Raw genomic sequence first — 12,166 nt, forward strand, 5'->3', positions numbered from 1 at the left:
TCTCGCTTCGTCAGATGCAAACGCCTCCCGCCCGAGAGGCGTTTTTTTATCCCGTCACGCTTCAGCTTTTCATCAAACACCCTCGCCGTTGCGGAGCATCTTTAAACCTGCCGGGGTCGGGCGAGTGCGATCTTTTCAAAGTTTTCCCACGCGCCTCGCGCAACGTTTTCCTGAGAAAGCGGTTACATTCACACTCTGTTCGTTTACCGCCCACCTTTTTTAACATATTCGGAACAATACCCACTTTACGGGATACACTCCTGCCATACTCTGTTTCGCGTCGTGACCGGTCTGACACTATTTTCCACTGCGGCGATTCATTGAGAAAGTAAATATATGAAGCCTGTCGCGGTTAACCCACTCTGAACAACCCTACAATTTATGGCAGTAAAATATGGCTAAGGAGCAGTGATATGCGTGTTAAAGGTATAACTCCCCAGGATCTCGAAGCTTATGGTATCTGTGACGCCCACGACGTGGTCTATAACCCCGATTACGATACGCTGTATAAGGAAGAGCTGGCGCCTGGCCTGGAAGGCTATGAGCGCGGCATCCTGACGAATCTCGGCGCCGTTGCCGTCGACACAGGCATCTTCACGGGCCGTTCGCCAAAAGATAAATATATCGTCCGTGACGAAACTACCCGAGATACGCTCTGGTGGGCAGATAACGGCAAGGGCAAAAACGATAACAAGCCCCTTTCGCCTGAAACCTGGCAACAGTTAAAGCATCTCGTGACCCGCCAACTCTCCGGCAAGCGCCTCTTTATCATCGACGCCTTCTGCGGCGCAAACGCCGATACCCGCCTTTCGGTGCGCTTTATTACCGAAGTCGCCTGGCAGGCGCATTTCGTCAAAAACATGTTTATCCGCCCTGATGAAGAAGAGCTGGAAAACTTTACCCCGGACTTCGTGGTCATGAACGGCGCGAAATGCACTAACCCGGACTGGCAGCAACAGGGGCTGAACTCCGAAAACTTTATCGCTTTCAACCTGACCGAGCGCATACAGTTGATTGGCGGCACCTGGTACGGCGGCGAGATGAAAAAAGGGATGTTCTCGGTGATGAACTACCTGCTGCCGCTAAGAGGCATCGCCTCTATGCACTGCTCGGCGAACGTGGGCGAAAAAGGCGATGTGGCGGTCTTTTTCGGCCTTTCCGGCACCGGTAAAACCACCCTTTCCACCGATCCGAAACGCCGCCTGATTGGCGATGACGAGCATGGATGGGATGATGACGGCGTCTTTAATTTCGAAGGCGGCTGCTACGCCAAAACTATTCGCCTTTCTGAAGAGGCGGAGCCGGACATTTATCACGCTATTCGCCGCGACGCGCTGCTGGAAAACGTCACCGTGCGCGACGACGGAAGCATTGATTTCGACGATGCGTCGAAAACGGAAAACACCCGCGTCTCCTACCCCATCTATCACATCGACAATATCGTAAAGCCGGTGTCGAAAGCGGGCCACGCCACAAAAGTGATTTTCCTTACCGCCGATGCCTTTGGTGTGCTGCCGCCGGTTTCGCGTCTCACCGCCAGCCAGACGCAGTATCACTTTCTCTCCGGCTTTACCGCCAAGCTCGCCGGTACCGAACGGGGGGTAACCGAGCCCACGCCGACGTTCTCCGCCTGCTTCGGGGCCGCGTTTTTATCGCTGCATCCGACTCAGTACTCTGAAGTGCTGGTGAAGCGGATGCAGGCGGCAGGGGCGCAGGCGTACCTGGTTAACACAGGCTGGAACGGCGCCGGCAAGCGTATCTCCATTAAGGATACCCGCGCTATTATCGACGCGATTCTGGACGGTTCGCTGGACGACGCGGAAACCTTCACGCTGCCGCTGTTTAATCTGGCCATCCCCACCAGCCTGCCGGGCGTGGACGAACGTATTCTTGACCCGCGCAGCACCTATGCCTCCCCTGAACAGTGGCAGGAAAAAGCGCAGCAGCTGGCGAAGCTTTTCATCGCCAACTTCGAGAAATACACCGACACGCCAGCGGGCGCGGCGCTGGTCAGCGCAGGTCCGCAACTGTAAGCGCGACGCGAGGCGAAATTTACGCCTCGCGGCCAGCGTAACGACACAAAACAAAAAACCACCCGAGGGTGGTTTTTTTATGTTTATGCCGTGGCGCTGTTTTTGCCGGCAGGCGGGTGTTTCGTTACCGGCACTGGCAGCCAGGCGCGGATGCGTAAACCGCCCCGCTCGCTGGTATCGATATCCAGCGCGCCGTTGTGGTTATCGACGATACGCTGAACGATGGCGAGTCCCAGACCGGTGCCGCTGGTGCTGCGGGCGCTGTCGCCGCGAACAAACGGCTGCAACAGATGCTTAAGCTGCTCGGGCTTAATGCCCGGGCCGTCGTCTTCCACCTGGAACCAGGCGCGATTAAGCTCGGTGCCGCTGCTTACCTTGATCCAGCCGTTGCCGTAACGGGCAGCGTTGACCACCATGTTAGCAACCGCGCGTTTAATAGAAAGCGGATGAATGCGCACCATAATTTCACCGCTCTCCAGCGCCGTTTCAATTTCACGCTCATACCCGCTCTCGGCGGCTATCACTTCGCCCAGCACCGCGTTGAGGTCGGCCATCTCCAGCGGCATCTCCTGCCCGGTGCGCAGGTAGTCGATGAACTGCTCGATAATGGCGTTGCACTCTTCGATATCCTTGTTGATGGACTCGGCAAGATAACCGTCGCCTTCGCTCATCATCTCAGTGGCGAGGCGAATACGCGTCAGCGGCGTGCGCAGATCGTGGCTTACGCCTGCCATCAACAGCGTGCGGTCATCGGCCAGCTGCTTCACCCCTGCCGCCATATGGTTGAAGGCCCGGGTAACCGAGCGCACCTCAGACGCCCCGTATTCGCGCAGCGGCGGCGGAATATTTCCCCGGCCCACCTGCAAAGCGGCATGCTCAAGATCGACAAGCGGCCGGTTCTGGATACGAATAAAAAGCCAGGCGCCGCCTATCGCCATCAGCATAATAGCGAGCGTATAGCGGAAAAGCGGCGAAAAATCGCCCTGATGGATTTCCGTCAGCGGCACGCGCACCCAGATATTGGGTGAGAGCCAGGTTTTCAGCCACACCACCGGCGAGCTTTTGTTCACTTCTACGCGTACTTCCGTTGGGCCGCCAAGCTGCTGCGCCATCTGCTGGCTTAAAAACTCATAGTGCTGCGCCCAACGTAAACCCGCTTCTTCCGCCGCTTCGTTGGAATAGAGCGAAATGCCCAGTTCCCGGTAGATCTCCCGGCGAAACGCCGGCGGCACGACCAGCTGCGTGCCATCCTCCAGTTGCAGCTTATCGGTCATCAGCATACGCACTTCATAAGCGAGAACCTTATTAAACTGCTGAAGGCTCGGCAGAATAGCGAAGTTCAACACCACCAGATAGGTCGTTACCAGGCTGACGAACAGCAGGGTAATGATAAGCAGCAGCGTGCGGGCGAACGAGCTACGCGGCGAGAAGCGCACTCGCCTCATGCTTTAGAGCCGTCCGGTACAAATACGTAGCCCAGGCCCCAGACAGTCTGGATATAGCGCGGATGCGCCGGATCCTCTTCCACCATGCGGCGCAGGCGGGAGATTTGCACGTCGATAGAGCGCTCCATGGCGCTGTATTCACGACCACGCGCCAGGTTCATCAGCTTATCGCGCGACAGCGGCTCGCGTGGATGGCTTACCAGCGCTTTCAGCACGGCGAATTCGCCGCTGGTGAGCGGCATCGGCTCATCTTCGCGGAACATTTCGCGGGTGCCGAGATTAAGCTTGAATTTGCCGAAGGCGATAACGGCCTCTTCCTGCGACGGCGCGCCCGGCAGTTCGTTCGCCTGGCGGCGCAGCACGGCGCGGATACGGGCCAGCAGTTCACGCGGGTTAAAGGGTTTTGGAATATAGTCGTCAGCGCCGATTTCCAGCCCCACGATGCGATCCACCTCTTCGCCTTTTGCGGTGACCATGATTATCGGCATTGGGTTGCTCTGGCTGCGCAGCCGACGGCAGATAGAAAGCCCATCTTCGCCCGGCAGCATCAGGTCAAGCACCATCAGGTGGAACGATTCGCGGGTCAGCAGACGATCCATCTGTTCGGCGTTAGCCACGCTGCGAACCTGGAAGCCTTGTTCGGTGAGATAACGTTCCAGCAGCGCGCGCAGGCGCATATCGTCATCGACAACCAGAATCTTATAATTTTCTTGCATGTGTTTACTCCCAAAGGCTCAAACAGTGGTGGGCGTATTCTAAGAAACTGAGCGTCCACGGGGTGAATTAAATCTGGTATATATTCTAGCCTAAATTGTTACAAAGCATATTTAACAGCAGCTTATCTACACTCACCATCACACTTGTGCAGGGCGGATCAGGAAACGAAACCGGTTTTGCGCCAGCATTTGTTACGTTAAATCACTGTTATTTATAGCGAGCATCAGCTTAAGAGGTAAAAACAGGCGAAGGCATCGCGCGATTCTTAAAAACGGCAGAGCGCGGCCGGCTTCGCAGGAAATTTCCATGCTTTGCCGCGTTTCCAGGGTTCTCTTGCAGCCGTCGCGCATTTATTAATGACGACGCTTCCCTTTGCCGGAAACGCTCGTTAAGGTACGCCGATGCAAGGTTATTCTGGAAAATCCGCTGATGAAAACGCCCTTAATCACCCGCGAAGGCTATGAAAAGCTGAAGAAAGAGCTCGATTACCTCTGGCGCGAAGAGCGCCCGGAGGTGACCAAAAAAGTGACCTGGGCGGCAAGCCTGGGCGACCGGAGCGAAAACGCCGACTACCAGTACAACAAAAAGCGGCTGCGGGAAATCGACCGCCGGGTTCGCTATCTCACCAAATGCCTCGAGCAGCTAAAAATCGTTGATTACTCGCCGCAGCAGGAGGGAAAAGTCTTTTTCGGCGCCTGGGTGGAAGTGGAAAACGACGACGGCGACGTGAAACGCTTTCGTATCGTTGGCTATGACGAAATCTTTGGCCGCAAAGATTACATTTCTATCGACTCCCCCATGGCCCGCGCTTTATTGAAAAAAGCGCCAGGCGATGTAGCCACCGTGCAGACGCCAGCAGGCGAAGCGACATGGTATGTGAACGAGATCGAATACGTTAAATAGCTTATCGCCACAGATGTGTCCGATTCCTCCCCCCGGCGCGGCTGTGGCTGGCATTTTCTCCGTTCAATCCGTATAACTGTGCCCTGACTTTTCGTACTCAACAGATGACATTGCCATGATGAATGATTCGCTCAGCCGCATTATCGCCGGCGAACTTCAGGCCAGGACGGAACAGGTAGACGCTGCCGTTCGCCTGCTTGATGAAGGGAACACCGTGCCGTTTATCGCACGTTATCGTAAGGAAGTGACGGGCGGCCTGGACGATACGCAGCTCCGCCAGCTCGAAACGCGCCTGGGCTACCTGCGTGAACTGGAAGAGCGCCGCCAGGCGATTCTGAAATCGATTGCCGAACAGGGCAAGCTCACCGACGACCTCTCTGCCGCCATTAACGGCACGCTCAGCAAGACCGAGCTTGAAGATCTCTATCTGCCGTACAAGCCTAAGCGCCGCACCCGCGGGCAAATCGCTATCGAGGCGGGCCTGGAGCCGCTTGCGGATCTGCTGTGGAATACGCCGTCCCATGAGCCGGAAGCGGAAGCGGCGAAATTTATCGACGCGGATAAAGGCGTTGCCGATACCAAAGCCGCGCTGGACGGCGCGCGCTATATCCTGATGGAGCGTTTTGCAGAAGATGCGGCGCTGCTGGCGAAAGTGCGTGATTACCTCTGGAAAAACGCGCATCTGGTCGCCACCGTGGTGCCAGGCAAAGAGGAAGAAGGCGCGAAGTTCCGCGATTATTTCTCTCATCATGAGCCTGTTTCCACGGTGCCTTCGCACCGCGCGCTGGCCATGTTCCGTGGGCGTAACGAAGGGGTTTTACAGCTTTCGTTAAACGCCGACCCGCAGTTTGACGAGCCGCCGCGTGAAAGCCACTGCGAGCAGATTATTATCAACCACCTGGGGCTGCGCCTGAACAACGCCCCGGCGGACAGCTGGCGCAAAGGCGTGGTGAGCTGGACCTGGCGCATCAAGGTGCTGATGCACCTCGAAACGGAGCTGATGAGCACCGTGCGCGAGCGCGCCGAAGAGGAGGCGATTAACGTTTTCGCCCGCAACCTGCACGATCTGTTGATGGCCGCTCCGGCGGGCTTGCGCGCCACGATGGGCCTTGACCCGGGCCTGCGCACCGGCGTGAAAGTCGCAGTGGTGGACGCAACCGGCAAGCTGGTCGCCACCGATACCATCTACCCGCATACCGGTCAGGCCGCAAAAGCCGCCGTGGTGGTTGCGGCGCTGTGTGAAAAGCACAACGTGGAGCTGGTCGCCATCGGCAACGGCACCGCCTCGCGTGAAACGGAACGCTTTTTCCTGGACGTGCAAAAACAGTTCCCGAAAGTCACCGCGCAAAAAGTGATTGTCAGCGAAGCGGGCGCGTCGGTTTACTCCGCTTCTGAACTGGCGGCGCTGGAGTTTCCGGATCTGGATGTCTCGCTGCGCGGCGCGGTCTCCATCGCCCGCCGTCTGCAAGACCCCCTGGCGGAGCTGGTGAAGATCGACCCGAAATCTATCGGCGTGGGCCAGTACCAGCATGATGTGAGCCAGAGCCAGCTTGCCCGCAAGCTCGACGCGGTTGTGGAAGACTGCGTTAACGCCGTTGGCGTGGATCTCAACACCGCTTCGGTGCCGCTGCTGACCCGCGTGGCGGGGCTGACGCGCATGATGGCGCAAAATATCGTCGCCTGGCGCGATGAAAATGGCCAGTTCCGTAACCGTCAGCAGTTGCTGAAAGTGAGCCGTCTGGGGCCGAAAGCCTTTGAGCAGTGCGCCGGGTTCCTGCGCATCAACCACGGCGATAACCCGCTGGACGCCTCCACCGTTCACCCTGAAGCCTACCCGGTTGTGGAGCGTATTCTGGCGGCGACCGAGCAGTCGCTTCGCGACCTGATGGGCAACAGCAGCGCGCTGCGAAACGTGAAAGCGGTGGATTTCACCGACGAGCGTTTCGGCGTGCCGACCGTGACCGACATCATCAAAGAGCTGGAAAAACCGGGCCGCGACCCGCGCCCGGAATTCAAAACCGCGCAGTTTGCAGAAGGCGTGGAGACAATGAACGATCTTCAGCCCGGCATGGTGCTGGAAGGCGCGGTTACCAACGTGACTAACTTCGGTGCGTTTGTCGATATCGGCGTGCATCAGGATGGACTAGTGCATATCTCTTCGCTTTCCGACAAGTTTGTGGACGATCCGCATAAAGTGGTGAAAGCAGGCGATATCGTGAAGGTGAAAGTGCTGGAAGTAGACCTGCAACGTAAACGCATCGCGCTGACCATGCGTCTGGATGAACAGCCGGGCGAAGGCAATGCCCGGCGCGGCGGCGGCAACAGCCGTGAGCAAAATGGCCGTCCGGCGCAAAACCGCAAGCCGGCGCGCGAAAGCGCCAGCAGCGGCAACAGCGCAATGAGCGACGCGCTCGCCGCCGCGTTTGGCAAGAAGCGATAAAAGCAAACCAACAAGGCCGGGCAACCGGCCTTTTTTATAATAAGCGCGTTATGCTGGCGTTAACGGGCCACTGCACTGACCCGCCGGGTATAACCAGACCTTTACAGCCAGCCAAATTAACTTGCTGTGCTGCGGCACAGGTAAAATATCGGCTCCACCTTTGCTAAAAATGGTTGAATTACATTTCAGCACTGATTTTCCCATTCAAATAACACCGGGTACGAAAAAATAACAATTAAACGGATCGTGTCACTCTACAATACCCTCTTTATTTTTATCTTATTGAAATGCAAGCATTAAAAATAAAGATCAATAACCTCAACGACATACCTTGCCTTTTTTGCGCCAGAACAAATAAACCGTAAATAAGCGCTTTTTCGCTTTATCGATGCGTTGAAGATAAAAACCATTATCATTATCATCCTGCCATACGAAACGATTTCCTCTCCTGCGTGATTTCCGGCTTTATTGTCGGCGACTGGTCATGCCGAAAAGCCCGTCCGCAACTGAATGACAAGTAGGCTTTATGCGATTCACTCTTAACAGCACGTGGAAGATTACTGGCTTTGCGCCGGCCATTAGCCCGGCTTACCGTCAAAAATTGCTCTCCCTTGGCATGCTGCCCGGCTCCTCCTTTAATGTGGTGCGCGTGGCGCCCCTTGGCGACCCTGTTCATATTGAAACCCGCCGCGTAAACCTGGTGCTGAGAAAAAAAGATCTGGCGCTGTTGCAGGTAGAAGCCGCCTGAGGGCGACCCGTTATTGAGTTCACGTTATGATGAAAAAATTAACTATTGGCTTAATTGGCAACCCCAATTCCGGTAAAACGACCCTGTTTAACCAGTTGACCGGCTCGCGTCAGCGCGTGGGCAACTGGGCTGGCGTGACGGTCGAGCGTAAAGAAGGGTCATTCTCCACGCTTGAACATAACGTTACGCTGGTGGATTTACCGGGCACCTACTCCCTGACCACCATCTCGTCTCAAACCTCGCTGGATGAGCAAATAGCCTGCCATTACATACTCGGCGGCGAAGCGGATATGCTCATCAACGTGGTGGATGCCTCCAACCTTGAGCGCAATCTTTATCTGACGCTACAACTGCTGGAGCTTGGCATTCCGTGCGTGGTGGCGCTCAACATGCTGGATATCGCCGAAAAGCAAAATATCCGTATTGATATTGACGCCCTCGCCGCCCGTCTGGGTTGCCCGGTAGTGCCGCTCGTCTCTACCCGCGCGCGCGGAATCGAAAGCCTGCGCCTGGCGGTCGATCGCCAGCAGCAAAACTTGCCGATCGAACGGGTGCGTTACCCTGCCGCGCTGCTGCGTGAAGCCGACGTGCTGGCGGCGGAAATGCCGGGCGAACTCTCGCCACAGCAGCGCCGCTGGCTGGGCCTGCAAATGCTTGAAGGCGATATTTACAGCCGCGAGTTTGCAGGCGAAGCCCGGAAGAAACTGCCCGCCGCGCAGGCGCGTCTTGCTGAAGCGCTGGACGACCCGGCGCTGGTTATCGCCGACGCCCGCTACCAGAGCATCGCCGCTATCTGCGACGCCGTCAGCAACAGCCTCACCGCCGAACCGCACCGGCTGACGGTCGCGATGGATAAAATTATTCTTAACCGCTTTCTCGGCCTGCCGGTTTTTTTACTGGTGATGTACCTGATGTTTTTGCTGGCGATTAACATTGGCGGCGCGCTGCAACCCCTATTCGATGCGGGTTCCGTCGCCTTGTTTATCCACGGCCTGCAATGGGTAGGCTATACCTTTCATTTCCCCGGCTGGCTCACCATTTTCCTTGCCCAGGGCATTGGCGGGGGCATCAACACCGTCCTGCCTCTGGTGCCGCAGATTGGCATGATGTATCTGTTTCTCTCTTTTCTGGAGGACTCCGGCTACATGGCCCGCGCGGCTTTTGTGATGGACCGTCTGATGCAGTCGCTGGGTCTGCCGGGCAAATCTTTTGTGCCGCTGATCGTCGGTTTTGGCTGCAACGTGCCTTCTGTCATGGGCGCGCGCACGCTCGATGCGCCACGCGAAAGGTTAATGACCGTCATGATGGCGCCGTTCATGTCCTGCGGCGCGCGGCTGGCGATTTTTGCCGTTTTCGCCGCTGCCTTTTTTGGCCAGGAAGGCGCGCTGGTGGTCTTTTCGCTTTACCTGCTCGGCATCGTCATGGCTATTCTTACCGGCCTGATGCTTAAGCACACCCTGATGCGCGGCGAAGCGACACCGTTTGTGATGGAACTGCCGGTCTATCATGTCCCGCACCTGAAAAGCCTGCTGCTGCAAACCTGGCAACGGCTAAAAGCCTTTGTCTTACGAGCGGGGAAAGTCATTGTGATCGTCAGCGTATTCATTGGCGCGCTGAACAGTTTCTCTTTCAGCGGCAAACCGGTGAATAACATCAACGACTCCGCGCTGGCCTCGGTTAGCCAGACGCTGACGCCGCTGCTGCATCCTATTGGCGTACGAAGCGATAACTGGCAAGCGACCGTCGGTTTGTTCACCGGCGCGATGGCGAAAGAGGTGGTCGTCGGCACGCTGAATACGCTCTATACCGCAGAAAATATCCATGAAGATGCGTTCGACGCGGCGAACTTCAATCTGCCGGAAGAATTACAAGGCGCGGCGCAGGAGACCTGGCAGAGCCTGAAAGAGACGTTCAGCCTGAGCGTGCTCGCCAACCCTATCGAAGCCAGCAAAGGCGACGGCGAAATGGCGACAGGCGCCATGGGCGTGATGAACAGCAAATTCGGCAGCGAGGCCGCGGCTTACAGCTATCTCATTTTTGTCCTGCTCTATATCCCCTGCATTTCCGTCATGGGGGCGATAGCACGTGAATCGAGCCGCGGCTGGATGGGCTTTTCCATCCTGTGGGGGCTGAATGTGGCTTATTCCCTTGCCACGCTCTTCTACCAAAGCGTCACCTTCCACCAGCATCCGCAATACAGCCTGATTTGCCTGCTGGCGGTGGTATTGTTCAACGCCCTGCTATTAACGGGCCTGCGCCGCGCCCGCAGCCGCGTGGATATCGCTTTGCTGGCCCGCCGCCGCACCGCCGCCGCCTGCTGCGAAAGCCCGGCGAGCGAATGTCATTAAGGAGGCGCAATGGCGAGCCTGATAACCGTACGCGATCTGCTGGCGCTACAGGGGCGAATGGAAGCGCGGCGTATCAGCGAAATGCTGTCTCTGCCGTTAGCACGCGTCGCGGCCATGCTTGAGCAGCTGGAAGTGATGGGCAAAGCGCGAAGAGTTCAGGAAGAGCCAGGCGCCTGCCTGAGCGGCAGCTGTAAAAATTGCCCGGAAGGGAAAGCCTGTCTGCGGGAGCTGTGGATGGTAAAGTAACGGAGTTAACTCTTTGAAAAAGGCGGGTCGCCCCGCCTTTTTTTATTTGTAGACATCCGCCGTAGCGTGGATATCCTTGCCGGTTTTCTCACCGCTGGTCACCACATAATATTTGCCGCCCAGCTCATCCGCTTTTTTCGACAGCTCTTCACGCGCATCCATCGGCGCGGTCGCGTCATCAGACACGATGGTGCCGATTTTCGTCACGTTCATCTCTTTAATTTTGTCTTTCTGAATCTCTTCCGCCGCCAGCGCGCCGAAAGAAACAGAGCCGACAAACAGGGCAGTCACTAAACCGGTAACGATTTTCATAGCCATAACTCTCCTTAGAAACGGTTGCTCGTTGAAGGTTGAAGTAAGAGGCGTCGGCCCGGAAAAGCGCTTTCAGGCTCCTGCAAAAGGCCCTTTTCTGAAAACATGCCGACCCGCTACGGTTAAAGTATTGCCGCTGATGAGAAAATATCCACTCCGCGACGATTTTCAGGAATGTTCCGCAACGAATGCCTGCAATACCTGGCAAAATTCCGCCGGGTGAGAAATAAAGGGCGCGTGCGCCGCTTTCGGGAAAATCAGCGACGCGCTTTGCGGCCAGACTTCGTCTAACAGCGCCGCGACTTTGCGCGGCACCAGCCCATCCAGCCTGCCGTAGAGGCGTAAAAACGGCAGCGAAAGCGCGCTGAGCGGCTCGCGTAAGTCCACGGTTTTCAGGATCTCAAGCCCGCCGTCCAGCACCTGCGCCGTCGGCATCGGCTGGTCCAGCACTACGGCCTTCAGCGCGCGGGCGTCCTGGCGCGCCGTTTCGGTGCCCAGCGTTTGCAGCGCCAGGAAACGCTCCACCGTGCGCTGGAAATCTTCGCGAAGCTGCTGCTGAAAGCCCGCCAGCACGTCGGGCTTAATGCCGGGCCACTCGTCGCGCGCGCTGAAACAGGGCGACGAGGCCACCGTAATTAACGCCTGCACGCGCGCCGGGTGCGTCAGTGCTATCTGGCTCGCCACCAGCCCGCCCAGGCTCCAGCCAAGCCAGACCGCACGCTCAGGCGCCTGGCGCAGCACGATTTCCGCCATCTCTTCAAGCGAAAGCGCGCCAAAGCCCTGGCTTCTGCCGAAGCCCGGCAGATCCACCAGATGCAGCGTGAAATGCGCGCTTAATTCCGCAGAAATGCAATGCCATACTTCAGCGTTCAGCCCCCATCCGTGCAGCAGCACAAGATGACAATTTCCCTTTCCTTTGGTCTGCCACCAGATGTCGTTCATCCGTTATGCTTCTCATGATTGATGTACAAGGA

General features: G+C 57.0%; 10 protein-coding genes. 6 read left to right on the forward strand and 4 right to left on the reverse strand.

Annotated elements, in window-relative coordinates; genetic code table 11:
- Window positions 1–413: 413 nt before the first annotated feature.
- A complete protein-coding gene (gene pckA, locus DW56_RS19770; RefSeq protein WP_024554025.1) occupies window positions 414–2,033 on the forward strand; it encodes a phosphoenolpyruvate carboxykinase (ATP) in 1,620 nt (539 codons plus the stop codon).
- Between the two features lie 83 nt (window positions 2,034–2,116).
- Here the strand turns inward: pckA and envZ are convergent, their stop codons facing one another.
- Both envZ and ompR read right to left on the reverse strand, forming a co-directional pair.
- Complete coding sequence (gene envZ / locus DW56_RS19775; protein WP_024554024.1) at window positions 2,117–3,478, reverse strand: two-component system sensor histidine kinase EnvZ; 1,362 nt, start codon at window positions 3,476–3,478, stop codon at window positions 2,117–2,119.
- Window positions 3,475–4,194: an osmolarity response regulator transcription factor OmpR gene (gene ompR, locus DW56_RS19780; protein ID WP_001157751.1), complete on the reverse strand. Its 720-nt coding sequence runs from the start codon at window positions 4,192–4,194 to the stop codon at window positions 3,475–3,477. Before ompR ends, envZ begins: the two co-directional genes overlap by 4 nt.
- Before the next feature lie 430 nt (window positions 4,195–4,624).
- Here ompR and greB point away from each other — a divergent pair, with 430 nt between their 5' ends.
- From greB to feoC, 5 genes are all read left to right on the forward strand, one after another.
- The gene (gene greB, locus DW56_RS19785; RefSeq protein ID WP_024554023.1) at window positions 4,625–5,098 is read left to right on the forward strand and encodes a transcription elongation factor GreB; all 474 of its coding nucleotides are present in this window, start codon (window positions 4,625–4,627) and stop codon (window positions 5,096–5,098) included.
- A 115-nt stretch (window positions 5,099–5,213) separates the two neighbouring features.
- The gene (locus tag DW56_RS19790; protein ID WP_024554022.1) at window positions 5,214–7,538 is read left to right on the forward strand and encodes a Tex family protein; all 2,325 of its coding nucleotides are present in this window, start codon (window positions 5,214–5,216) and stop codon (window positions 7,536–7,538) included.
- Between the two features lie 526 nt (window positions 7,539–8,064).
- Entirely contained in the window at window positions 8,065–8,286 is a 222-nt protein-coding gene (gene feoA, locus DW56_RS19795) for a ferrous iron transporter A (protein WP_024554021.1), read from the forward strand.
- 29 nt (window positions 8,287–8,315) lie between these two features.
- On the forward strand, window positions 8,316–10,634 hold the full coding sequence (gene feoB, locus DW56_RS19800; RefSeq protein ID WP_024554020.1) for a Fe(2+) transporter permease subunit FeoB: 2,319 nt from the start codon (window positions 8,316–8,318) through the stop codon (window positions 10,632–10,634).
- A 9-nt stretch (window positions 10,635–10,643) separates the two neighbouring features.
- Entirely contained in the window at window positions 10,644–10,880 is a 237-nt protein-coding gene (gene feoC, locus DW56_RS19805; RefSeq protein WP_024554019.1) for a [Fe-S]-dependent transcriptional repressor FeoC, read from the forward strand.
- A 42-nt stretch (window positions 10,881–10,922) separates the two neighbouring features.
- Here the strand turns inward: feoC and DW56_RS19810 are convergent, their stop codons facing one another.
- Together DW56_RS19810 and bioH are read right to left on the reverse strand one after the other, a co-directional pair.
- On the reverse strand, window positions 10,923–11,192 hold the full coding sequence (locus DW56_RS19810; protein ID WP_024554018.1) for a YdgH/BhsA/McbA-like domain containing protein: 270 nt from the start codon (window positions 11,190–11,192) through the stop codon (window positions 10,923–10,925).
- 168 nt (window positions 11,193–11,360) lie between these two features.
- Entirely contained in the window at window positions 11,361–12,134 is a 774-nt protein-coding gene (gene bioH, locus DW56_RS19815; protein ID WP_024554017.1) for a pimeloyl-ACP methyl ester esterase BioH, read from the reverse strand.
- Window positions 12,135–12,166: the final 32 nt, after the last annotated feature.

This window comes from Franconibacter helveticus LMG 23732 (assembly GCF_000463115.2).
GTDB lineage: Bacteria > Pseudomonadota > Gammaproteobacteria > Enterobacterales > Enterobacteriaceae > Franconibacter > Franconibacter helveticus.

Excerpts from the sequence above, each read along its gene's own strand:
- DW56_RS19790 (WP_024554022.1), top strand. The coding sequence starts at position 5,214 with ATGATGAATGATTCGCTCAGCCGCATTATCGCCGGCGAACTTCAGGCC.
- ompR (WP_001157751.1), bottom strand. The coding sequence starts at position 4,194 with ATGCAAGAAAATTATAAGATTCTGGTTGTCGATGACGATATGCGCCTG.
- pckA (WP_024554025.1), top strand. The coding sequence starts at position 414 with ATGCGTGTTAAAGGTATAACTCCCCAGGATCTCGAAGCTTATGGTATC.
- bioH (WP_024554017.1), bottom strand. The coding sequence starts at position 12,134 with ATGAACGACATCTGGTGGCAGACCAAAGGAAAGGGAAATTGTCATCTT.
- feoA (WP_024554021.1), top strand. The coding sequence starts at position 8,065 with ATGCGATTCACTCTTAACAGCACGTGGAAGATTACTGGCTTTGCGCCG.
- feoC (WP_024554019.1), top strand. The coding sequence starts at position 10,644 with ATGGCGAGCCTGATAACCGTACGCGATCTGCTGGCGCTACAGGGGCGA.
- greB (WP_024554023.1), top strand. The coding sequence starts at position 4,625 with ATGAAAACGCCCTTAATCACCCGCGAAGGCTATGAAAAGCTGAAGAAA.
- DW56_RS19810 (WP_024554018.1), bottom strand. The coding sequence starts at position 11,192 with ATGAAAATCGTTACCGGTTTAGTGACTGCCCTGTTTGTCGGCTCTGTT.
- feoB (WP_024554020.1), top strand. The coding sequence starts at position 8,316 with ATGAAAAAATTAACTATTGGCTTAATTGGCAACCCCAATTCCGGTAAA.
- envZ (WP_024554024.1), bottom strand. The coding sequence starts at position 3,478 with ATGAGGCGAGTGCGCTTCTCGCCGCGTAGCTCGTTCGCCCGCACGCTG.